The organism is Paenibacillus sp. 37 (assembly GCF_008386395.1).
GTDB classification, from domain to species: Bacteria; Bacillota; Bacilli; order Paenibacillales; family Paenibacillaceae; genus Paenibacillus; species Paenibacillus amylolyticus_B.
The window spans coordinates 4840375-4862844 of sequence record NZ_CP043761.1 but is presented as its reverse complement, the minus strand read 5'-3'; the positions used below and the strand labels follow the sequence as shown (position 1 = coordinate 4862844).

21 protein-coding genes and 3 tRNA genes are annotated in these 22470 nt (G+C 45.8%); 21 read left to right on the top strand and 3 right to left on the bottom strand.

What is annotated here, in order from left to right:
* Nucleotides 1–44: 44 nt before the first annotated feature.
* The 16 genes from pyrF to F0220_RS20865 all read left to right on the top strand — a co-directional run bounded on the left by pyrF (nt 45) and on the right by F0220_RS20865 (nt 13834).
* On the top strand, nt 45–785 hold the full coding sequence (gene pyrF / locus F0220_RS20930; RefSeq protein ID WP_149846930.1) for an orotidine-5'-phosphate decarboxylase: 741 nt from the start codon (nt 45–47) through the stop codon (nt 783–785).
* Entirely contained in the window at nt 782–1423 is a 642-nt protein-coding gene (gene pyrE / locus F0220_RS20925; protein ID WP_036614805.1) for an orotate phosphoribosyltransferase, read from the top strand. The genes pyrF and pyrE overlap by 4 nt, the downstream gene beginning before the upstream one ends.
* 290 nt (nt 1424–1713) lie before the next feature.
* The gene (locus F0220_RS20920; RefSeq protein WP_223199737.1) at nt 1714–2643 is read left to right on the top strand and encodes an ABC transporter ATP-binding protein; all 930 of its coding nucleotides are present in this window, start codon (nt 1714–1716) and stop codon (nt 2641–2643) included.
* Nucleotides 2606–3715 carry an efflux RND transporter periplasmic adaptor subunit gene (locus tag F0220_RS20915; RefSeq protein ID WP_149846738.1) on the top strand — a complete coding sequence of 370 codons (1110 nt, stop codon included), beginning with the start codon at nt 2606–2608 and terminating at the stop codon, nt 3713–3715. Before F0220_RS20920 ends, F0220_RS20915 begins: the two co-directional genes overlap by 38 nt.
* Nucleotides 3715–6633, top strand: coding sequence for an ABC transporter permease (locus tag F0220_RS20910; RefSeq protein ID WP_149846737.1), 2919 nt, complete (start codon nt 3715–3717; stop codon nt 6631–6633). The genes F0220_RS20915 and F0220_RS20910 overlap by 1 nt, the downstream gene beginning before the upstream one ends.
* 2 nt (nt 6634–6635) lie before the next feature.
* Nucleotides 6636–7499: an ABC transporter ATP-binding protein gene (locus tag F0220_RS20905; RefSeq protein WP_036614799.1), complete on the top strand. Its 864-nt coding sequence runs from the start codon at nt 6636–6638 to the stop codon at nt 7497–7499.
* Nucleotides 7500–7520: 21 nt separating this feature from the next.
* Nucleotides 7521–8972, top strand: coding sequence for an ABC transporter substrate-binding protein (locus F0220_RS20900; protein ID WP_091014127.1), 1452 nt, complete (start codon nt 7521–7523; stop codon nt 8970–8972).
* 108 nt (nt 8973–9080) lie between these two features.
* Entirely contained in the window at nt 9081–9272 is a 192-nt protein-coding gene (locus F0220_RS32585) for a hypothetical protein (RefSeq protein ID WP_047843730.1), read from the top strand.
* Between the two features lie 71 nt (nt 9273–9343).
* Nucleotides 9344–9417 (top strand) — tRNA-Met (locus tag F0220_RS20895).
* A gap of 56 nt (nt 9418–9473) precedes the next feature.
* A tRNA-Ile gene (locus F0220_RS20890) sits at nt 9474–9547 on the top strand.
* Nucleotides 9548–9730: 183 nt separating this feature from the next.
* Nucleotides 9731–10156, top strand: a complete 426-nt coding sequence (locus tag F0220_RS20885; RefSeq protein WP_124116041.1) for a hypothetical protein — start codon at nt 9731–9733, stop codon at nt 10154–10156.
* 241 nt (nt 10157–10397) lie between these two features.
* Nucleotides 10398–11954, top strand: a complete 1557-nt coding sequence (locus F0220_RS20880) for a tetratricopeptide repeat protein (protein ID WP_091014131.1) — start codon at nt 10398–10400, stop codon at nt 11952–11954.
* A gap of 138 nt (nt 11955–12092) precedes the next feature.
* Entirely contained in the window at nt 12093–12260 is a 168-nt protein-coding gene (locus F0220_RS32580) for a hypothetical protein (protein ID WP_188310490.1), read from the top strand.
* A gap of 171 nt (nt 12261–12431) precedes the next feature.
* Complete coding sequence (locus F0220_RS20875) at nt 12432–13106, top strand: carbon-nitrogen hydrolase family protein (RefSeq protein ID WP_149846736.1); 675 nt, start codon at nt 12432–12434, stop codon at nt 13104–13106.
* A gap of 116 nt (nt 13107–13222) precedes the next feature.
* On the top strand, nt 13223–13345 hold the full coding sequence (locus F0220_RS20870) for a sporulation protein YjcZ (protein ID WP_083679583.1): 123 nt from the start codon (nt 13223–13225) through the stop codon (nt 13343–13345).
* A gap of 159 nt (nt 13346–13504) precedes the next feature.
* The gene (locus F0220_RS20865) at nt 13505–13834 is read left to right on the top strand and encodes a DUF1904 family protein (protein ID WP_036614785.1); all 330 of its coding nucleotides are present in this window, start codon (nt 13505–13507) and stop codon (nt 13832–13834) included.
* A gap of 51 nt (nt 13835–13885) precedes the next feature.
* Here the strand turns inward: F0220_RS20865 and F0220_RS20860 are convergent, their stop codons facing one another.
* Both F0220_RS20860 and F0220_RS33430 read right to left on the bottom strand, forming a co-directional pair.
* Nucleotides 13886–15109: an MFS transporter gene (locus F0220_RS20860; RefSeq protein WP_149846735.1), complete on the bottom strand. Its 1224-nt coding sequence runs from the start codon at nt 15107–15109 to the stop codon at nt 13886–13888.
* A gap of 140 nt (nt 15110–15249) precedes the next feature.
* Entirely contained in the window at nt 15250–15438 is a 189-nt protein-coding gene (locus F0220_RS33430) for a DUF6199 family natural product biosynthesis protein (RefSeq protein WP_053061624.1), read from the bottom strand.
* A 313-nt stretch (nt 15439–15751) separates the two neighbouring features.
* On the opposite strand from F0220_RS33430, the gene F0220_RS20850 reads away from it, so the two are divergent.
* Both F0220_RS20850 and F0220_RS20845 read left to right on the top strand, forming a co-directional pair.
* On the top strand, nt 15752–16900 hold the full coding sequence (locus tag F0220_RS20850; protein ID WP_179198433.1) for a sensor histidine kinase: 1149 nt from the start codon (nt 15752–15754) through the stop codon (nt 16898–16900).
* Nucleotides 16901–17008: 108 nt separating this feature from the next.
* Nucleotides 17009–17491 (top strand): NucA/NucB deoxyribonuclease domain-containing protein, encoded by a 483-nt coding sequence (locus tag F0220_RS20845; RefSeq protein ID WP_091014144.1) that lies wholly within the window; start codon nt 17009–17011, stop codon nt 17489–17491.
* Between the two features lie 199 nt (nt 17492–17690).
* Here F0220_RS20845 and F0220_RS20840 read toward each other — a convergent pair whose 3' ends face one another.
* Nucleotides 17691–17915: a hypothetical protein gene (locus F0220_RS20840; RefSeq protein ID WP_017687353.1), complete on the bottom strand. Its 225-nt coding sequence runs from the start codon at nt 17913–17915 to the stop codon at nt 17691–17693.
* Nucleotides 17916–18122: 207 nt separating this feature from the next.
* Between F0220_RS20840 and F0220_RS20835 the strand changes: the two genes are divergently transcribed.
* The 3 genes from F0220_RS20835 (at nt 18123) to F0220_RS20825 (ending at nt 22379) form a co-directional block, all read left to right on the top strand.
* Nucleotides 18123–18572 carry a general stress protein gene (locus F0220_RS20835; protein WP_047843724.1) on the top strand — a complete coding sequence of 150 codons (450 nt, stop codon included), beginning with the start codon at nt 18123–18125 and terminating at the stop codon, nt 18570–18572.
* 426 nt (nt 18573–18998) lie between these two features.
* Nucleotides 18999–19084 (top strand) — tRNA-Leu (locus F0220_RS20830).
* Nucleotides 19085–19457: 373 nt separating this feature from the next.
* Nucleotides 19458–22379, top strand: a complete 2922-nt coding sequence (locus F0220_RS20825) for an insulinase family protein (RefSeq protein ID WP_149846733.1) — start codon at nt 19458–19460, stop codon at nt 22377–22379.
* Nucleotides 22380–22470: the final 91 nt, after the last annotated feature.

Here is a 22470-nt window from a genome sequence, read left to right as displayed (position 1 = left end):
GGGCAAAAACGGAAAAAATGAGCAAGTGGAGGGGAGCGCTGGTGATGAATCAAGCGAGTTTGAATGAAATGGCTGGCCGTCTGATGGTGGCACTCGATTATCCTGGAGCGGAAGAAGCGAAAGCATTGGTACAAGCTCTTGAAGGCATTCCCTGTTATCTGAAAGTGGGTATGCAGCTGTTCTACGCAGCAGGACCGGACTTCATTCGGGAGCTGAAATCCAAAGGTTATTCCGTTTTTCTGGATGTGAAAATGCATGACATTCCCAACACCGTTCGTGGCGGTGCTGAGAGTATCACACGTCTTGGGGTAGACATGTTTAATGTGCATGCCGCGGGTGGAACGATCATGATGCGTGCTGCACGTGAAGGTGCTGAGGCAGCAATCGCTGCCGATCCTTCCCTTAGCAAGCCCGAGATCATTGCAGTCACCCAACTCACCAGTACAAGTCTGGAAACGATGAATAACGAGATTGGCATCCCGGGAAGTGTGGAAGCTGCTGTGGTCCGTTATGCAGGACTGGCCCAAGAGGCCGGACTGGATGGGGTTGTTGCTTCTCCACTGGAAGTGCCCGCAATTCGGGCAGCGTGTGGCAGTGCTTTTCACACCGTTACACCAGGAATTCGTCCAGCGGGTAGTGGTCTGGGAGATCAGACACGAGTCTTGACGCCGGGTGAAGCCATTGCCAGAGGAAGTCATTACATTGTTGTAGGCAGACCCATTACAGGCGCTCCCAATCCGCGTGAAGCGGCAGAAACTATTTTGAAGGAGATGTTGAACGCATGATCGAACTGAATGAGATTCCGAATCATATTGCTTCCCAACTGTTGAAAATTAAAGCCGTGGCGTTACGTCCGCAGCAGCCATTTACATGGACATCCGGCATCAAATCACCAATATACTGCGATAACCGCTTAACGATGTCCTATCCGGAGATTCGCAACGATATCGCTGAAGCCTTTGCAACGATTATTCGGAACCAATACCCGGATGCAGAAGTCATTGCAGGTACGGCAACTGCGGGTATCCCACATGCTGCCTGGGTGGCTCAGAAGCTGGATCTGCCGATGGCCTACATTCGTGATAAAGCGAAAGGACACGGCAAGGAGAACTTGATTGAAGGTCTGATTACCGAAGGACAGAAAGTGGTTGTCATCGAAGATCTGATCTCTACAGGTGGAAGCTCGATCAAAGCAGCCGAAGCTGTACGCGTTGCAGGTGCAACACCGTTGGCTGTGCTTGCCATCTTCAGCTACCAGCTTGATAAAGGTGTTAAAGCATTTGAAGATGCTGGAATTCCACTTCAGACGCTATCTAATTACACCGCGCTGATGGATGTGGCTTTGGCCCAGGGAACGATTCAGGAAAGCGATTTTGAATTGCTAAAATCCTGGCGTGAAGATCCTTCTTCATTTGGTAAATAATATCATTGATACCTCGAAAAAATGTTCATGAATGAACGGTATCAAAATTGTAATGATTGCCGTCATAGCGGCAAAAGCATCGAATATGCAAGAGGCATCCCGCACTTTGGGGTGCTTTTTTCGTTTGTTCATCAAAATATTAACTTTTTCTCTCTACCGTTGTAAAAAGCTTGTAACTTTTAGTTGGGATCGGTCGTTTATAATTCAGTGTAGGTTGGAACAGATTTCTAATTTTAGGTTTTTTGAAGAAATGATCGGGATATCAAGAAAGGATGAGCGTGATTGCTGGCATGAAGAATTTATTTCTCAGAAAAAGACCTGCCAAGAGCCAGTCAGGCGATGAACATCAACAAGAGGAAACACCGTTGGAAGCATCGACGGAGTCGGGGGAAAATACATACATAAGTGACCCAGCGCACCCGACAAGTGAAGCATCTTTATCTGAAAGTGGAATTGGTTCGGATGAAGTGGCTGCAACGGCTGTCACCACCGTTGATGAACCCCAGAAGAAGATCAAACCAAAGAAGGATATGTTGCCTCCATATGATGGACCTGTACTGGAGGTGCGTAACGTGCATCGCAGTTTCCAGACAGGCAGTCGCATTATCCATGTGCTCAAAGGCATTGATATGGAAGTGAATCCGCAACAACTAGTCATGCTGAAGGGGCGATCGGGCTCAGGCAAAACAACACTGCTGAATATGCTCGGTGGACTGGATCAGCCTTCAAGTGGAGACATTCTGTTCTCTGGCCAGCCTCTTCAGGATTGGGGAGACCGGCGGCGAACCGCTTTGCGGCGCAAAGAGATCGGTTTTATTTTTCAGGCATATGCACTCATGCCCTTATTATCTGCTTGGGAAAATGTAGAACTGTCGCTGCGAATGGCGGACGTTCCGCGAGCGGAGTGGAAGGACAGGGTTGGTCACTGTCTGGATCTGGTTGGACTATCCAAACGGGTGAAGCACCGGCCCTTCGAGATGTCCGGGGGAGAACAACAGCGGGTGGCTATAGCCAAGGCGATTGCCCATAGACCCAGATTGTTGCTTGCGGATGAGCCTACAGCGGAACTGGATTCCAAGATGGGCGCTCAGGTCATGGCCGTATTCCGCAATATTATTGAAGTAGAACAAGTAACGATATGTATGACTACACACGATCCTACAATTTTGGAGGTTGCGGACCATGTTTATGAAATGGCGGACGGCAGATTTATCAAGTAAAGGGGCCGCTCCGAAGAGGGGGAAACGCGCAGCACTTATTGTACTTGGTGCGATAATGCTTGCAACGATGTCCGGCTGCTCATTGCTGCCGTCAGAAACAGAGGAAGAAGTACTTCCGCCTATTACACCACCAACGATCTCCAAGAAACCGGAATATGAAGTCCGGACGGAAACATTGGAGAAAAAAGTAAGTGGCAGTGGAAAAATGATGAGTCAGCGGGAAGAGAAGGTGTACTTCACGCTTGATGGCATGCATATCAAAGAGTTAAATGTTAAACCAGGTGATAAAGTGAAAAAGGGTCAACTTCTGGCCGTGCTCGATGTGGAAAGTGTGGAGAAGGAGATCCGTGGCAAGAAACTGGCTATTCGCAAATCCGAAGTTCAAATGAAGGAAACACTTCGCAAGAAGGATGAGATGGACCCGGTGGAGTTCGAAGAATCTACGATTGCGTTTGAAGAACTGCGCCAGGAACTCGCTGATCTGGAGAAACAACTGGGCAAAGCCACGTTGACAGCTCCGTTTGGCGGTACCGTTATTGCTGTGCAGGTAGAGAAGGGTGCAGCCGTGAAAGCGTATGATCCGATTGCTACGATTGCGGATACATCCAATCTGGTTGTGGCAGCTACCTTTGCCAAGGAAGATCTGGAGAAGTTCTCCGCGGGTATGAAGGCAGAAGTAGATATTAATGGAGCTGGTAAAGTCTCTGGCAAAATTAAAGTTATGCCTATCGCGGAAGCATCGGGAAGCGGCAGTGGCGAAGGGACGGGTGAAGGCGGTACGCCTCCAACCAAGGAAACGCTGGATAAGTATGTTATCGTTACACTTACGAAAATGCCAAAAGGCGTCGAACGTGGTACACCACTATCGGTCTCGATTGTAACGCAGCGTACCGAGAACGCAATTGTGATTCCTGTATCCGCTTTACGCTCCATCGGTTCAAGAACGTATGTGCAAGTGGTGGAGAGTGATGGCAGCAAGCGTGAAGTGGACGTTGAAGTTGGTCAGCAGACATCGACAGATGTCGAGATTCTGAAAGGTCTGACCGTAGGCCAGAAAGTAGTGGGACGCTAATGGGGCTGCCATTGCTTCGGCTGCTGTTCCGCAAAATGTGGAACACGCGCTGGATGACCTTCAGCACACTGATCGGATTGATTGTGGCGGTAGCGTTCACCGTCAGTATTCCAATGTATGCCGATGGTGCGTTGAAACGGGTCGTCGCGCAAACGCTGCAGGATAACAGTGAAGGGTTGCCAGCCGGTTCGTTGCTTATGAGTTATCAGGCACCCGGTGGCGTGAAGACAGACACACGGGGTCTGGATGAAGTAGATCGTTATATTCGTGAGGATGTCCCTCGCGATATTGGTTTTCCTTTTCATACGTATGTGAATTCGAGATCTATTCGCAGCACAGAGGTGAGCCCGGAAGATCCAACCAAAGTGGATGCCAGCAGGGCGCGCAGTATGAGTCTGGGTACGATGAGTGGGCTGGATGCACAGGTGAATTACTCTGCCGGGGTGAAACCTGGAAACCAGGTCAAAGATGACACGATCGAGGCAGTCATGTTGGAAGAGGGCATGTACCGTAACGACCTGCATATCGGTGACATTCTGGAATATCCGGTGTATAGCGGTCTTGATATCACGTTACGTGTGAAGATTACGGGTTCCTTCAAGGCAGATGATCCGAACAGCCCTTACTGGGTACAAGGATTTGACGGCATGATGAATGGACTTTATGTGGATGAATCGGTTTTTAATGATGTTTTACTGAAGGAAAAAGGGATTCCACTTCAAAATTCACGTTGGTATTATGCCTTTGATCTGAAAGAAATTCAAACCAGCCAGTTATCAGGTCTGACTTCCATGCTGGAAAGGCTGGATATCGATCTCTACCAGCGGCTGAAAGATACAAAAGTGGACATCACCTTTGGTGATCTGCTCAAGCAGTTCCGCAGTCAGAGTCTGCAACTGCAGACGATGTTGTTTACCTTGGCAGCACCGATGATTGCGATGGTCTTTTATTTTATTGCGATGAATGCCAGACAGTCATTACAGAAGCAAGAGAGTGATATTGCGGTATTGCGCAGCCGTGGAGCTTCAGCTCGGCAGATCTTCTCTCTCTACCTGCTTGAAGGCATATTTCTGGGCGCTATTGCGCTGGTTATTGGGCCGTTGCTTGGTTGGTTTATGGCCAAGAGTATCGGTTCAGCAAGTGGCTTTCTCTCGTTCGTAGATCGGAAGTCTATTCCGATCGGTGTATCAAAAGAAGCTATTCTCCTGGGCGTAGCAGCGGTCCTTGTTGCGATCATCGCATCACTTATCCCTGCGATAACCTATGCACGGGCAACCATTGTATCTGCCAAACGGCGGCAAGCACGGACAGACCGTGCTCCAGTATGGCAACGCTGGTTCCTGGACGTTGTGTTACTGGGTCTGGCTGGATATGGATACTACCTGTTCTATGAACGTCAGATGTTGACCTTCCAGACCGGAATGACAACCGATCAGCTGCAGGTACAGCCGTTTCTGTTCTTTGTACCCGCACTCGCGATTTTTGCGCTCGGACTATTCTTCCTGCGCTTGTTCCCGTGGATTTTAAAGCTCATCCAGCTGATCGGTCGCAAATTTCTCCCGGTCCCGTTGTATCTGACTTTAACGCAGTTATCACGTTCATCATCTTCTTATTATCCGTTGATGATCCTTCTTGTACTGACACTGGGACTTGGGGTGTACAACTCGGCTGCTGCTCGGACGATTGATCTGAATTCCACTGAGCGTACCTTGTACCGTTATGGTTCTGATGTGATTATGCAGACGGTGTGGGAAGGAACACCTGAGGTTAAACCCGGTGGTTCTGGACAGAATGGCGGTACTGGTGGAGGTCAACAAGGTGGTGGCAATGGAGGAGGAGGTTCTGCTGGTGGTGGTTCCGGCGGAGGCAATGGCGGTGGAGGTGCTCCAGGTGGTGGCGGTTCTTCGCAGCCATCCAAAGTCATCTACTCCGAACCTCCATTCGAAGTGTTCCGCAGATTAGACGGGGTTGAACATGCAGCACGAGTGCTGCAGACCAAAGGTAATATTATCGTCTCTGGTAAATCGGGCGGACAGGGGATGCTGGTCGGAATTGATAATGTGGATTTTGCTCAAGTGGCATGGTTCCGCAATGATCTGTTCCCGGCACATCCCTACAAGTACCTTGACTTGCTTGGTAAATATGAAGGGGCTGTATTGATCTCTTCCAAATTTGCTGACAAATTTAAGTTGAAAACTGGAGACCTCGTCTCCATGGGTGTACAGGGACAGGCGATTGAATTCGTCGTGTTTGGGATCATTCCTTACTGGCCAGCCCAATATCCGGATCAGATGCCATTCTTCGTGGCGAATCTGGATTATATCTATGATCAGGTGCCTTTGATTCCTTATGAGGTATGGCTGAAAATGGAACCGGATGCCAAAGTGGCTCCATTAATGGAGAAACTCGCAGCAGAAGGCATTGAGTTATCTTCTGTGCGTGACGTACGTACCGAATTGGTATCTCAGGGTAAACATCCGTCAAGAGGTGGCGTATTCGGGATACTGAGCCTTGGATTCCTGGTATCGGTTATCATCTCGTTGATCGGATACGTGCTGTACTGGTTCTTCAACCTGTCCGGACGTGTTGTGCAGTTTGGTGTATTACGGGCCATGGGTTTATCCCGGGCACAACTGAGCGGTATGCTGCTGCTGGAGCAGGTGTTCACAGCGGGGCTATCGATCCTGCTAGGTATTGGAATTGGTCAGGTATCCAGTCGTTTATTCCTGCCATTCCTGCAAACGACGGATAATGTATCTGCTCAGGTACCTCCGTTTCGGATTGTGTTTGAACAGCAAGATATGTTGCAACTGTATGGGGTCACCGTAGTGATGCTGGTTATTGGTGCAACGATGTTGCTCTGGCAGATTCGCAGATTGCGGGTTCACCAGGCAGTCAAAATGGGAGAGGAGAGGTAAACGTGATCCAATGCGAAGGACTTGTCAAAATTTTTAAATCCAGCGATGTGGAAGTCGTTGCCCTTCAGGGTCTCAACCTGACTGTCAATCAAGGTGAAATGATGGCCATCATCGGTAACAGCGGTAGCGGTAAATCCACACTGCTGAATATTCTGGGCGGGCTTGATCGTCCTACGGCTGGTACGGCCGTTGTGGGAGACTGGGATTTGCTCAAGATGACAGATGCCCAATTGGTCGAATACAAACGTCATACGGTAGGTTTTATCTGGCAAAATAACGGTCGTAACTTGCTGCCTTATCTCACTGCACTGGAAAATGTGGAGACTCCCATGATTCTGGGAGGCAAGCGAGATCGTGCTTATGCAAAACAGTTGCTTGAATGGGTAGGCCTTAAGGATCGGATGCATAACAAATTGCATCAATTGTCAGGAGGAGAGCAACAACGGGTAGCGATTGCGATCTCCTTATCCAATCGTCCCAAAATTCTGCTTGCAGATGAACCTACCGGTTCGGTCGATTCCGAGACATGTGATACAATCATGGGCATTTTCCGAAGAATGAACAAGGAGCTCGGCGTTACGATTGTCATCGTTACCCATGACTTGACGCTTGCTGGCAAGGTAGACCGGATCGTTGCGATTCGGGACGGCTTGACCAGTACCGAGTTTGTGAAGCGCAACCCGAATCTGGATGATGAGCATAACTTGTCCGAGGCGGGTATGCCGGACATCCATGAAGCATTTGTCATCATAGACCGTGCAGGACGACTTCAGGTGCCAAAAGAGTATCTGGAGGCCTTATCCATTGATAACCGGGCGACATTGGAATTTGACGGTGAACGTATTGTTATTACACCGCCAAGATAATTAATGAGGGGGAATTGGGAAATGAAGAACAGGTTGTGGGGAAAACGTGTGCTGGCTGTCATGGCTACTGCGACGCTAGCATTGCCGCTGATTGCTGGCTGTACGGCAAGTGAGGCGAAAGATACAGAGCAACGTGTATTACGTGTGGCTACAATGTGGGGAGGACAAGACGACAGTTATTTCCGTCAACAGTTTACTGATGCTTTTGAGCTGACCCATCCCAATGTAACCATTGAGATTGTAGCTGCTGTTGATCAGAGCAGCATGTACGGGTATGGCAACACCGAAGAACAGCCGGAAGTTCCGGATACGATGGAAAGTCTGAAGAAGATTATGACTGGCGATAACCCGGTTGACGTCATCGTGGCGGATACCGCTACTGTCAAATCATTAATTCAGGAGAATCTGGTGAAACAGCTGGACCCATTAATGCAAGAAGACAAGTTTGATACCACTGACATTGTTCCTAGTGTGCTGGAGGGTATCAAAGATCTGGGGGATCAGAGCATCTATGCATTGACACCAACGTTTTCATCTTCCGCTTTGTTCTATAACAAGGGCATGTTTGAAAAAGCAGGCGTGGAACCGCCAACGGACAATATGACTTGGGACGATATCTTCAATCTGGGTACCCGACTTACAAAAGGTGAGGGTAAAGATCACGTATTTGGTTTCGCCTTCACGACATATCAGGGGGGTTCGCCTTACTACTCCATGCAGCAGTACTACAGCGCGTTGCAGCTGAAGACGTTTGATGACAAAGCAGAGAAGATGACCGTAGATTCTCCTCAATGGGAGAAAGTGTGGAGCACCATCAGCAAACTTGCCATTGACAAAGTCATCCCTAAAGGCGACGAACCACAGGATCAGAATCCGAGTGGACGTTATGATCCAGTACAAGGTGACCTGTTCCTGAGTGGCAAGGCAGCCATGGCTATTGGTGATTACAGCTATATTAATCAATTAATTGATGCCAATAAAAATGCGGATAAAATGAAAGACTTTACGAAAGTGGATTGGGATGTGGTAACACCTCCAGTTCACCCGGAAGCTCCTGAAATTGGAGGCAGTATCTACCTGAGCAATCTCATGGCGATCAATAGTGCGGCTCAGAACCCGGATGATGCGTGGGAACTGATCAAGTACATGAACAGTGAAGATTGGGCTAAAATCAAGGCGCGTAGCAGCTATGAGATGGTATCCCGGAAGAGCTTCATTAAGCCCAAAGACGGCCTGGATTACAACATTCAAGCATTCTATTCTTTGAAGCCGATTCCGCCAACCAATACCAATCTGGATAAAATGTATCAAAAATCCCCAGGCTTATGGCAAGTCAATGAAAAAGGCATGGAATATTTCAATCAGGTACTTGAGAACAAAAAGACACCAAAAGAAGCGCTTGGTGAGTGGGCAGCGAAAGGAAACGAGATGCTGCAGAAATTGAAAAAAGATCCTAAAGCTACGTTTCAATGAGATTTGATGAAGTAGTCATATCATAAGTTAAGGATATAGTCGCTGAAGATTTTAATCTTTGGCGGCTATTTTTATGAAAATGGGGTATTCTACAAAAAGCAGGAATAAATGACGACTCCGGAAAGGACGAGCGGTATGCACTGGGTATATTTCAGCAAGTTGTATGCAACCAAATTTCAGGCAGGATGTCTGGCCAAACGTATGGAGCAGGATGGGTGGATTTACGGTCATAATGAACCAGCGGAAGTGGAAGTTTATCGATCACGTAAAGGACGTTACGGTGTGCGTTTTATTCCCTGACATTACCCCTTGACTTATAGGGTGACGATAGTGTATATTAATTAAGTCGCTGTTTTAATATTTTTTACTGACGCGGGGTGGAGCAGCCCGGTAGCTCGTCGGGCTCATAACCCGAAGGCCGCAGGTTCAAATCCTGCCCCCGCAATTTAGTTTCACTTGGATGATTTACAGCCATCATCTGCACGTTATACATTATGTTTAGGGCCCTTAGCTCAGTTGGTTAGAGCGGTCGGCTCATAACCGATTGGTCACAGGTTCGAGTCCTGTAGGGCCCATACTCTTAAAACCCTTGCCTAGCAAGGGTTTTTTTCTGTCTGCAATTAGGTGCTAGAGCAAAAAGGTAACTTGTAAATGGTATCTTTCTAATATGCCTTTTTTTGCGAATGTCAGTGTATGTCCATGCCATATCTCAAATCTCGCATATACTACCTTATCCCAACCCATAGGAGGTAGATTTCATGAGTCAATTTATTGATGCAAGAACTTCGCAGAATGCGAGTTTGGCTAACTCTATCGCCATTCCAATCCTTGTAATTAACACACCTCAATTATTTGGACAGATTGGTTTGGTGTCCACAGCTGGTATCGGAGCTAACCCACGTGTACAATTCAAAGGAACAGTCTCTGTACAGCTTCCATTAGCGCTTGCCGGAATTACGATTACTATAGTTAGAGGGACTTTAGCAACAGACCCAGTTATTTATTCCGCCACTTCCACATTTAATCTGAGTGTTCTCGCACCTCAGGTTATTACATTCTCTGCAGATGACTTCAATCCACCAATTACGCCACAATTGACGTACACTGCATTTGTCAGCTCCAACTTGTTGGGCACAATCCGTGTAGGTCCTGAGAACTTTGACGGCGTATTATACTCTGACTAATGTTGGGCTTCCTTGCCCAATGAATCCATTCATCCATCCATCTGTTTAATATGAAAGAACGTCATGAGCCTGCCCTCAAAAGCAGGTTTTTTTTGATGAAGGGGAAAACTGAACTTCATCGAGTAGGTAGGGTTCTATGATATAATGCATTACAGAGATTGGAACGGTATTTACGAATAAAGTAAAACATGAATTTTTGAGAATCTTACGAAATTAGTGATAGAAAGCAGGTTTACCTTTAATGACGCAAAATGAAAGTCAACGTTTTCGTTACAGTGAAGCTCCGGTCTGGGATTGGCAGAGAGCTTATTATGAACAGAAGGGGTTACAAGCTTGGACAGAGAACCAAGTCCCTCAATATATTACGAGTAATCCGGTGATTGCCACGGCGTATGCAGAGATGATCTTTGGCTTTCTTCAGGACCTCTCGAACAAGGGAAAGATCAGCGAGACCGTAACCATTCTGGAACTTGGAGCGGGGGTAGGGCGGTTGGCACACCAAATTCTCCTGAAACTGCTTGAGTTAAAGGAATTTGCCGCAATACAGTTACCGCCTTTCAGATATGTGATGACGGATCTGGTAGCGGAGAATGTGCTGGGTTGGCAGGAGCATCCATCCATGCAATCCTTTATTCAACAAGGTATAGTGGATTTTGCACGTTTTGACGCTGTAGTGGATACGGAATTGAATCTGGTCGTTGCAGGCACGGTTATTCGGCCCGGTGATCTGAAACAACCGTTGTTGTTGATTGCTAATTACTTTTTTGACAGCATCCCACAGGAATTAATCTACATTGGGGATGGCGAGATCTATGAGTGCGATCTGCTTGTACAGTCTCCGGATCGTCGTCTCGATCTTGAGCCTGCTGAGATGCTGAAGAACATGACGCTGAGTTATGAGTATCGCCGAGCACCGGAATACAGTGAGGATAACTATCCTTATCAGGAGCTTATCACATTGTACAAAGAGGAACTGGAGGATTCTCACATTTTGTTCCCAGCAATCGGGTTGTCTTGTCTCGAACGGTTGAACAAGCTGTCACAGTCAGGTTATGTGCTGATTACCGCTGATAAAGGGGATCATCGGCTGGATAACTGGAAGTTCGCAGAGCCACCTGAATTTGTTCTTCACGGGAGTTTTTCGCTAACCGCTAACTACCATGCCATTCAATATGTCTTGGAACAACAGGGTGCCCATACACGATTCACAACACATCATTATAAAGACCTGAATGTTGGGTGCATGTTGATGTTGGACGAACCCATCAGTTATGTGAACACACGTTTGGCCTACCATCGATTTGTCGAACGTTTTGGCCCGGATGACTTTTTCAGCATGAAACAATGGGTAGACTCTCGAATAGAAAGTATGGAGTTGAAGCATATTTTACCGTTTTGGCGTCTGGGCGGGTATGATGCGGAGTTCTTGATCCACAGTGCAACGCACATTTCAAGTCTTCTTCCTGATGCAAGTGATGAGGAAATGCTTGATATTCAATCTGGTATTCATACGATGTGGTCGTCCTACTATGTGATGGAGCAGCAAGGGGGGCTCGCATTTCTGGCAGGGCAGCTATTATATGAGATGTATATGTATGAGGATGCGAAACGGTTTCTGGAGATATCGTTGGTTGCAGACCCGAGTAACCATAATCCAGCCGTCTTATACGATTTGGCTGTGTGCTGTTATGAACTTGAACTGGAAGAAGAAACCCTATCATATACCCATAAAGTTTTGGCTCTGGAACCTGATCATGAAGAGGCAGCAGCGTTGCTCCAGAGTTTCGAGTTGATCTGAACGGAACAATTTTAGTTTGTCTCCTATATGTCTAGAAATAGTGATGGTTGTATATAAAATTGAAACCTAATTGGATTGTAATCGTATTAATGGGATATTCAACCAATTATCTGTTTAAGCAGAAAAGGAGACAGAGTTATGAAGAAAATGTTATCCGTTGCATTATATCCACTTGCTTGGGTGCTGGGGGCACTGAGCATCTTATCTGGAAATGAAAACAGCGTCCTATTGGTGAAAGATATCACTACAGATCGAAGCTATGATGGGCAGGCTATCTATGATAGTATTGAACGTAGAAATGCCTAACTACATATCATTCAACTGTAAAGGTAATTGTGTCGTCTAGCAATAACATGAGAACCAATTACTCTTAAAGCAAAGTAAGGTGAGCAGGAGTTCTGTCCGTACAACCTTTAAGCCGGTTTCGTACCTTATTCAGGTATGAACCGGCTTTTATTTATGAATGGGGGATACCAGATGAAGGTTATCATTGGACAACCGAGGTTGGAACAGCACCTGCTGCAGCTTGAAGCCGAACTCAAGCAACACTCTGATGCGGATATATTATTTTTTCCTGAAGGTTATCTGAACCAGAATGTTGAGGAAGCTTGCAGGTTGGCGGCTGAATATGGGACCATGATTGTATCAGGTCATCGCAGACTGGACGAACGTCCAAAGGACCGAGCGATTATCATCAGTAAGGCTGGAGAGATTGTATTGGAGAAAGCTAAATATACACCTGCTGAGACGGTTGAGGAACAGGGGTGGTTAATAAGCACTTTGTTGTGTGATGAGCTGGTCCTGCAAGGATTTGGAAATGAGAATATAGGGAATGTGGACATTGTGATGCATTCCATTGGTGTGGGCATGTTCAGTGAAAAGCAGTACAGTGAGTGGGTCGAAGAGGCTCGGCAGATCGCCATGAAGCATCAATGTATTGTCATGGGGACAAGCCATGCGGATGGTTCGTACCGTGATAGCGAGATATCCATTCCGATCGCCTATTGTATAACACCTGATGGAGAGGTTGTTCTGGCATCCCGAAGTGATACACGTACTCGTACAATCCTTCTGGACAGAGGAAATACAGACCCTTCACCTCAGGAGTCACAAGAAAAACCACTGAAAATCTCCATCGACCCATCTGGTTAAGTTACCGGGTATGAATCCCAGATGAATGGGCTGATGAACTTGTCGAATAGCCCGATCACTTGCGCAGAATACGCATATGTTATGGCATACCTTGAAATTCAAAGGAGGCCAATCAAATGAGTCAAGTTGGATACGGTTGTGGCAATGTTGGTGGATTCGGCGGCGGATGGACTTCTACAAGTGCAATTCTTGTGCTTTTCATCCTGCTCGTGATCATCACAAAATCTTTCTGGCTGTAAGTCACGTATAGAAACGTGCAAACAGTGGCTCCGCTGAGACTTCAGCGGGGCTTTTCCTGTTTATAAGAAGCAACATATGCCATCCATGACATTTGACAACTGAAAACAATGTGCTTAAAATCACATAAGAGACTATTAACAGAGATTGAAGGGATAGCAATGCCGTTTATTCGCTTTAAAGGATTCACAGGTCCTCAGCTAGAGGAAGTTGTACCCCAAATTACAGAGCAGATGGCCCTAATTACTCATATTCCAAGGGAGAGAATGAAGGCAGAGCGTCATGATGTACAAGCGCTAACACCTTCTCCGGCTTCTATAGAGATTCTGATGTTTCAACGTGACCAGGAGATTCATAATCGGATTGCATCGTCGGTGCAAGCTATTTTGGAAGAAGCATACATGCCAGATGTGCATATTTTCTTCAATATATTGTCACCCACTTTGTATTATAAAAAAGGCAAGCCGCTGACAGATTATCGATTGGATTGAGATTAAGATTAAGATTGTGAGGGACGAGCAGAGGTTGCTCGTCTCTTTGATTTACATATTTTTCGTATGTTTAGCAATGGGATAGTTCCTGTGAGCCCTGCTCAACGATAATGAGCATATCGCAGACATAATAAACAAGGCTCCACCGATAAGGTATACCCACCGAACGCCCAGTTGATCGGCGACTAGACCAAAGATGACTATGGATACACTCATCACCGTGGATATCAGGACGCCATGGGTGGCGTATACCTTGGTTAGGGATTCGACAGGTACACTGTTCTGAAGCGCTGTCTGCTGAGCCACATCACGAATCTGATGAACCGGACCCATGAGTATGCATAACACCAAAGCGAGCCATGGCAGGTTGTTTAGACCATAAACGACGGTCAGCAGGCTGAAGAGAAGGGAACCCATGGTCATACTAGCGATTAGATGCTTCTGAATACGTTTGGCCAGTGCAAGAGCCAGAATACCTCCAAGCATGGTTCCGGCAGCGTAACTCGAGTTCATGAGTCCCCACCAACCTTCTCCTCGTCCCAGAGCTTCTTTTGCAAAGGCTAGCGTAACAGCTCCGATCCAGATGGAACCCGCAAGAGCCTGGGCAATGTCCATAAGCGTGATCAGTCGTAACGATGGATTGTTCCAAAGTATACTCCAGCCTTCCCTCAATACATTTCGGGATACAGCAGATTTCTGGAGTTTTTCTACATTCTGTGTGAGCGAACCCATGGCAATCATGAAAATCAGAACGGCCCAGGACAGGCTTGTAGCTGCCCAGAAGGTCTGTGACGCCCCCCAGTTCATCACGGCGAATCCCGTCATGGCGTAACCGACAATGGTTACAGTCTGATTGGAGAAAGATAGAAGGCTATTTGCTTTTATAAGGTCTTCACCTTGAACCAATCGTGGCGTTAAAGTCTTCAGTAACGGAGTTTCCCATCCGTCCAATAAGGATAGTATGACCACTCCGATCAATAGGAGTGGCAGTTGTGAAATCAAGTGATTTAACGAAATGGCTATACAGGTCATGATTAATGTTTTGGCTATGGAAATGCTGATCAATAGTTTGGAGAATGGGAAACGGTTCACAAGTAATGGCAAAGTGAAACCTGCTATTATGCGTGCAGTGATCTGAATCAGTGGAAACATTGCAGCAGAGAGTACCGATCCAGTGAGACCGTATATAAACGTAGTAATGACCATGATATATATGACATTAATAAGTGAGAGCAGCGTTTTAGCGGCCCAGTACGGATAAAATGCGATGTTCATGCCAATGATGTCCTTTCCGAAACGATATATCTATATTACGGGCATTGTCATCATTGCACCACAAACAAAGTTATCATTTTCCCGTCATTTCACCACAAAAAAACTGCCCAACAGGGCAGTCATCTTCTAATGCCTATAGTTCATGCCATAGCGAGTGTGAAGGCGATAAGCAACATCAGCAGGCTGGTCGTTCTGACCATAGTCATATAAGGCCTGCTGGGTTCGGCTTCACCCTGGGAAATCCAGCCATAACGTAGATACCAGCCGAATTTTGGGAAACAGAGATTGATGATACAGAGTACCATGAATATAAAAAAGAGGGTTCTCATACCCATCTTCCTTTCTCACTTACATAACGGATCTTATCTTAACGTTTGCGTCTGGTAAAAAAGACTACAATCAAAATGATAATGATGATAATTAACAGAAATTTCATGTATGTTCCTCCTGATGAATAGTTAGGTTATTGTGTAATGTTAGTTATCAACTATTACCCAAGAACCACATGACTTGAATAACTGTGTTACAATTAAAATATATTGATTTAATATCAACACATTCCGTTTGGTTAGTTTTCTCTCCTTATAATGTACGATTGCAGAATATATAAACATCAATGTGTGTGTGATGAAGGAGGAAGGCATGAGCCAACATAATCAACTCTCATTACAATGGGAATTTATCATCTCGAAAGTGAAATCCTCCGTGACGGTGGTCGATGCTACCTTGCCTGAGCTTCCGCTCATGTATGTAAACGAACACTTTACCCAACTGACAGGATACACGTATGAAGAGTCTGTCGGACACAATTGCCGATTTTTGCAAGGGCAGGATACAGACCCCGAAACGGTAATGCAGATTCGAGATGCATTAAAGAAACAACAATCCATTAAGATTGATATTTTAAATTATACAAAAAGTGGTCAGAAGTTCTGGAACGAACTGAATATTGATCCGATCTTTAATGAATCCGGAGAGTGTTTATATTTTGTAGGCATTCAATACGATATTTCAGAACGGAAGTATGCCGAACAGCAGTTGAAGTTTGCAACTTCCATGGCTGAGATGAACAGCAGAGGGCAATTGGAATTCATCGGCAAGTTGAATCACGAGCTTCGTACCCCGCTTAACGGCATTATGGGCATGATCGAACTTGCTAGTATGGGTGAAACTACGGATGAGCAGAAAGAATATCTGGAGCTTGCACGTCAATCAGGTGAGGCGCTGCTGAACATCATTAACAATAGCCTGGATATGGCGAAGCTGGGCAGAGGCAAAATGGATGTTGAAAACATTGAGTTTCAACCTCTGAAGCTGATTCAACAGATTGTGAAGACACATGAACCTGCGGCACAGAATAAACACATACGTTTGCTCTGTCATGCTGATCTGAATGTTCCTGATGTGCTTATCGGTGATCCGCTAAGACTTCGGCAGGTACTGGATAATTTGCTGAGTAATGCGATCAAGTTCACAGAACAAGGTGAAGTGCAGTTACAGGTGGATGTGAGGCAACAACTGATGGATACCGTTGTATTGGTATTCTCTGTACGTGATACGGGAATTGGCATTCCTCCGCATCAGATCGAACAATTGTTTGATGCATTCACCCAGACTGATATCTCCCATGCGCGCCGATTTGGCGGAAGCGGTCTTGGTCTGACCATCTGCAAAGAACTGTTGGAACTGATGAATGGTCAGATTTCGGTGGAGAGTACAGAAGGGAAAGGCACACAGTTTGAGGTGACACTGCCCTTGCTGCGCCAGCTGGCCATTCCCAATGTAGGATAATCAAACAAGCAGGACAGCCGGCTGGCCTCGGCTGTTTTTTTATTTGTTTTATTGTTTTACGAACGGACGTTCTGTTATAATGCTAATGTTGAATGGGGGAGACACAGCATGAGTAAGAGACGCACAGGACGAAAACGAAAAGGTAAACAAGGCTTCAAAAAGCAGGTACTGACACTGGTAGCGATGCTGCTGGTAGCCCTCTACGCCTGGGCAGGGGGAGAATGGCCGGAGGAGATACCTAATCCATTCGGAGGGGCTAATAAGAGTGTGGACCACACCATTACGTTCCCTTCAGAGCGTTATCCCGAAACAGCCAAACATATTAAAGCTGCTATCAAGGCAGGGCATTCGGATGTATGCACCATTGATCGTAATGGAGCGGAAGGCAATCGGGATTTATCCCTTAAAGGTGTTCCGGTCAAAAAAGGTAAGGATCGTGACGAGTGGCCTATGGCGATGTGTGCTGAAGGAGGAACAGGTGCAGATATCCAGTACATTACCCCGAAAGATAATCGTGGTGCAGGTTCATGGGTAGGGAATCAGTTAAGTACATATCCGGATGGAACACGAGTGAAGTTTGTAGTGAAGTAACAACAGGATATGGTTGGGCAGAAATAAGGATTGTAGGGTCTTTGTTGTGAGGTCAGTAGCAGCATGGTACAGGATAAGTAGAAGAGAAAAACCAGACGTGCATGCGTCTGGTTTTTTTTGTGTAAAGTGCTGGCATAAATAGATCTAGTTAAGGTATTTTTTCTATAAGGGAACTGAGTTTCTAGGATTACAGATCCGACTATACGAGTTGCATTCCGCTTAAATGATGAGACCGGATGCTTAACAGACGCGTAACATGTTCAACCTCATCAAACGGTATCCACAGACTTCCGTGAACGGTACGTAAGGAGAGAATGGATGTATCAGCGGTACGCTCAGGAAATCCGGTTACCGTCTGACCGCTTGTATTACGAACCATGATCTGTTGTTTACGCCGGATGGCAATTTCTACCTCTTTTTTCATAAGTCATTGCTCCTGATTATGAGATGTTAAATCCATATGTCAATGTTTTCAATGGTTAATTTGTCTTCTTTATCTAGTCTATCAGAACTAGGTATAGATTTCCAGAAGAGAAATCAACAATCTTCTAGGTGATTTGTCTTAGCTGTGGATGATCCGTTTTTGAATGGGGATTACGGGGTTATATTAGGGTAAAAGGAGGGGAACGGAATGACACAATTGATTATTGGGCTGGCCCGTACCGAGAACGAGGCTATAATTATGCTGAATAAGGTGAAAGAGGAAGGCATCAAGGATAAATATTTGGGAGCAGTGGCGAAGGAGCAGCTTAATCTGGAGCTGGTGAGCGAAAAGACGGGGCTGCCCAAACCATTAAAAGGTGCAGGAACTGACGGTGCTTTTGGAGCTCTGAAAGGTATATTGGCTGGTCTGGGGAAGCGGATGGATCAGACGATGTCGATCGGAAATGCAGTACGTAGGCTCGCTGGTAATGAGATTGGGAGTGAGACTGATGATTTGGTGCTTACACTGACTGAAGCGGGGATCTCGGAGGAGGATGCGCGGTATTACGAAGATTGGCTATTAAAGGACCATATCTTGGTTATCGTGGAGTGTAGTGAGGAAGAAGCGGCTCGTGTTCGACCTATTTTACTTTTTTAGTTTAATTTAAGGCTGATTTTAGGTTTCTTTAATGTTGGGGAGGTATTCTTATCTTACACCTCCCTTAATATAGATTGGTTTACCGGAAGTCCGGGACCGCAACTCGGACTTTCTAGGCACTGTGAGCTGACGCTTGCAGTGCCTGTTTCATTTTTTATAAGTTGAACTAAAGATTATTTACACTGACACTACGATGGCAGAATAACCTTCTAATCGCTGTTATCCCCAGATTTTTTCGATTCCCTTTTGAAAGGGAAAATCCGGTGATAAAGGCGAACGCTTCGCTTTTTCAGTTTTTTCTGTCCTCTCCGTTATCGTGCAAATCATTAGTTAAACTAATATAGTTGGATTATTTTATATAAAGGTGTTGCAAAGTTAATTAGTTCATGGTAAGATATTTCTTGTCGCCAAGAAATACATAATCCTGCCGGGGTGGCGGAATTGGCAGACGCACAGGACTTAAAATCCTGCGGTAGGTGACTACCGTACCGGTTCGATCCCGGTCCTCGGCATCTTAAAAAGAAAAGATCGCATGACGCTTGTTAACCAAGCTGCATGCGATCTTTTTTTATGTTCTTTAATATCAATGTCACTTCATTGTAGACCACTTTACCATGCAGTTCATAAACATAAACCCTGCATAATACATATCAGAAGGTACATTTATCTGACTTTTATGAAGAGACGGAACAATGGTGTATACTATCCGTAGGCATATATTACCTTTACCTTGCTGAACGATATAGGTTCAACTACACATTTACACGATAACGGAGAGGACAGATGTTGTTCTGTCATCGGAGTGCCCGTGTAAATAACCATATTTGAACTTATGTAGAGTCACAAAACCAATAAAACAATCTTATGGACGGAGGACTCAAGTTTATGTTGAAACAGCTTAAGCCATACAAGGTGTTACAGGAGCGCAGAATTGAAGAACTGAAATCGGATGCGTATCTGTTGGAGCACCAGAAATCCGGAGCCAAAATTGTACTTTTGTCCAATCAGGACGACAACAAAGTATTCAGTATCGGTTTCCGCACACCTCCGGAAGATGATACAGGGGTAGCCCATATCCTCGAACATTCCGTGCTCTGTGGGTCCAAGAAATTTCCGGCCAAGGATTCTTTTGTTGAGTTGCTGAAAGGTTCTTTGAATACATTCCTTAACGCCATGACGTATCCCGATAAGACGATCTATCCGATCGCGAGTCGTAATGATCATGACTTCCATAACCTGATGGATATTTACCTGGATGCGGTATTAAATACAAATATTTATGAGAATGAAAAGATATTTCTACAAGAGGGTTGGAACTACAACCTGACCTCTGCTGACGATGAGTTAACCTACAACGGAGTTGTATATAACGAGATGAAAGGTGCCTTTTCTTCACCGGAACGAATGGTGCGCAGAGAAGTGCTGAACTCCCTTTTCCCGGATACCACATACTCCTCCGAGTCTGGCGGATTCCCGGAAGCTATTCTGGATCTGACATATCAGGGGTTGCTGGATTTCCACACGAGATACTATCATCCTTCCAACAGTTACATCTATCTCTACGGAGATATGGATATGGAAGAGAAGCTGCAATGGCTAGATGAGAACTACCTGAGTGCATATGATCGAATCGAGATTGATTCGGCCATTCAACTTCAACCTGCCTTTGCACAACGGGTAGACACAGTTAAGACTTACTCTGCGGGAAGTACGGAATCCGAAGTGGATAACAGCTTCTTGACCTATAATGCAGTGATTGGCACAAGTCTGGATAAGGAACTGAACATTTCGTTCCAGATTTTGTTATACGCCTTGCTGAACGCTCCGGGAGCGGTATTGAAACAGGCTTTGCTGGATAAAGGCATTGCGAAGGATGTCTACGGTTCGTATGATGACAGCCTGTATCAACCTGTATTCACTGTGGGACTGAAGAAGAGCAATCTGGCGAGCAAAGAGGATTTCTTGGGAACGGTCCAAGAAGTGCTTGAGCGTGTGGTAAAAGAAGGATTTGATCCTAAAGCGCTGCTTGCTGGAATTAACTCGTATGAGTTCAATCACAGAGAAGCGGACTATGGCAGAATGCCGAAGGGTCTGATCTACGGATTCTCCTCCCTGCAAAGCTGGTTGTACGATGAAGAAGCACCTTTCACTCATTTGGAAGCCAATGACGTATTTGCTGAACTGCGGACAAAAATGAACGAAGGTTACTTTGAGCAGCTGATTGAGAAGTATTTACTGCAAAACACACATACTTCCTTCGTAGCCCTGACACCGGACAAAGGGTTGAATTCACGTAAAGAAGAAGCGCTGAAAGCACGGCTGAAAACCATTCAGGCCGGACTTAGCGAGGAAGAAGTTCAGACGCTGATTCAGAAAACGGAAGCACTCGCCGAATATCAGAATACACCTTCAACCAAAGAGCAGCAGCAGGTCATACCGACGTTGTCGATTGAAGATATTGAACCAAAAGCCTCTACGTTGCATCAAACGGTGAACCAGGTCGATGGCACAACCATTCTCCACCATAACCTCTACACAAACGGGATTGGTTATCTGAGACTGCTGTTCGATATCAAAGAAGTGCCACGTCATCTCCTGCCGTATGCAGGATTGTTGAAAAATGTATTGGGTTACGTGGATACTCAAAACTATTCGTTCAATGAATTGTCCAATGAAATCCATATCCATTCAGGAGGTATTCATAGCGGGATTGGATCTTATGCTAACGCGCATAAGCACAATGAATTCAAAGCGACCTATGAGTTCAACGCAAAAGTGTTATATGACAAGCTTGGATTTGCCTTTGATATGATCAAAGAAATTGTGTTCACATCCCAATTCGATAATTCGAAGCGGTTATATGAGATCATCTCTCAGATGAAAGGTAATCTGCAACGTAATCTGATCAATAGCGGACACTCTGCGGGAATTGGTCGGTCATCGTCCAAACATTCAGCGGTTGCGGATTTCAGAGAAGCTGTGAGTGGCATTACCTTTTACCAGTGGCTTGAGGATCTTCAGGCGAATTTTGAGGCCAGAAAAGAAGAGTTATCTTCCAGCCTGCAAGAGTTGACAGGGTATATTTTCAGACCGGAGAACTTGCTTGTTAGTTACACTGCCGATGAGCAGGGATATGAAGGACTGGAGCAACAGGTATCCGATCTGAAAGCGAAGCTGTTCACACATGAGGTTGCCAAGGAAGAGTTTACGTTCACACCGGCTACGCATAAGGAAGGATTCCGTTCTCCTTCAGAGGTGCAGTACGTGGTGCAAACGGGCAATTATATCAACAAAGGATATCAATACACCGGTTCCCTACGGGTCTTGCAGGGTATCCTGTCTCTGGATTACTTGTGGACCAATATCCGCGCCAAAGGCGGAGCTTATGGCTGTATGTCAGGTTTCAGACGGAACGGAGACAGCTACGTTGCATCGTACCGTGATCCGAACCTGGATAAAACGTACAAAGTATATGAAGAGATACCGCAATATTTAACCGATTTCCGGGCAGACGAGCGGGAAATGACGCGTTACATCATTGGTGCGATTCAGGATCTCGATACGCCGAGAACACCTTATGGCGAAGGGGCATTCTCTCTGGAGTGTTATCTGTCGAATGTGACTGAAGCAGATCTGCAACAGGAACGTGACGAAGTGTTAAGCACGAAGGAAAGCGACATTATCGGTTTTGCTGAGCTCTTATCGGCCATTCTTGAACAGCAACAGCGCTGCGTGATCGGTAATGAGAACAAGATTGAGGAACAGAAGCAAATGTTTGACGAGACGCTGGATTTAATCAAAAACTAAACGTTAGTCTCACTAATCCCCGAACCGATAGGCATCAAAGTGAAAGGCACTTTTATGAGCTGGTTTCAACAGCTTATAGAAGTGCCTTATT

Excerpts from the sequence above, each read along its gene's own strand:
- pyrF (WP_149846930.1), top strand. The coding sequence starts at position 45 with ATGAATCAAGCGAGTTTGAATGAAATGGCTGGCCGTCTGATGGTGGCA.
- pyrE (WP_036614805.1), top strand. The coding sequence starts at position 782 with ATGATCGAACTGAATGAGATTCCGAATCATATTGCTTCCCAACTGTTG.
- F0220_RS20920 (WP_223199737.1), top strand. The coding sequence starts at position 1,714 with ATGAAGAATTTATTTCTCAGAAAAAGACCTGCCAAGAGCCAGTCAGGC.
- F0220_RS20915 (WP_149846738.1), top strand. The coding sequence starts at position 2,606 with ATGTTTATGAAATGGCGGACGGCAGATTTATCAAGTAAAGGGGCCGCT.
- F0220_RS20910 (WP_149846737.1), top strand. The coding sequence starts at position 3,715 with ATGGGGCTGCCATTGCTTCGGCTGCTGTTCCGCAAAATGTGGAACACG.
- F0220_RS20900 (WP_091014127.1), top strand. The coding sequence starts at position 7,521 with ATGAAGAACAGGTTGTGGGGAAAACGTGTGCTGGCTGTCATGGCTACT.
- F0220_RS32585 (WP_047843730.1), top strand. The coding sequence starts at position 9,081 with ATGACGACTCCGGAAAGGACGAGCGGTATGCACTGGGTATATTTCAGC.
- F0220_RS20885 (WP_124116041.1), top strand. The coding sequence starts at position 9,731 with ATGAGTCAATTTATTGATGCAAGAACTTCGCAGAATGCGAGTTTGGCT.
- F0220_RS20880 (WP_091014131.1), top strand. The coding sequence starts at position 10,398 with ATGACGCAAAATGAAAGTCAACGTTTTCGTTACAGTGAAGCTCCGGTC.
- F0220_RS32580 (WP_188310490.1), top strand. The coding sequence starts at position 12,093 with ATGAAGAAAATGTTATCCGTTGCATTATATCCACTTGCTTGGGTGCTG.
- F0220_RS20875 (WP_149846736.1), top strand. The coding sequence starts at position 12,432 with ATGAAGGTTATCATTGGACAACCGAGGTTGGAACAGCACCTGCTGCAG.
- F0220_RS20870 (WP_083679583.1), top strand. The coding sequence starts at position 13,223 with ATGAGTCAAGTTGGATACGGTTGTGGCAATGTTGGTGGATTCGGCGGC.
- F0220_RS20865 (WP_036614785.1), top strand. The coding sequence starts at position 13,505 with ATGCCGTTTATTCGCTTTAAAGGATTCACAGGTCCTCAGCTAGAGGAA.
- F0220_RS20860 (WP_149846735.1), bottom strand. The coding sequence starts at position 15,109 with ATGAACATCGCATTTTATCCGTACTGGGCCGCTAAAACGCTGCTCTCA.
- F0220_RS33430 (WP_053061624.1), bottom strand. The coding sequence starts at position 15,438 with ATGAGAACCCTCTTTTTTATATTCATGGTACTCTGTATCATCAATCTC.
- F0220_RS20850 (WP_179198433.1), top strand. The coding sequence starts at position 15,752 with ATGAGCCAACATAATCAACTCTCATTACAATGGGAATTTATCATCTCG.
- F0220_RS20845 (WP_091014144.1), top strand. The coding sequence starts at position 17,009 with ATGAGTAAGAGACGCACAGGACGAAAACGAAAAGGTAAACAAGGCTTC.
- F0220_RS20840 (WP_017687353.1), bottom strand. The coding sequence starts at position 17,915 with ATGAAAAAAGAGGTAGAAATTGCCATCCGGCGTAAACAACAGATCATG.
- F0220_RS20835 (WP_047843724.1), top strand. The coding sequence starts at position 18,123 with ATGACACAATTGATTATTGGGCTGGCCCGTACCGAGAACGAGGCTATA.
- F0220_RS20825 (WP_149846733.1), top strand. The coding sequence starts at position 19,458 with ATGTTGAAACAGCTTAAGCCATACAAGGTGTTACAGGAGCGCAGAATT.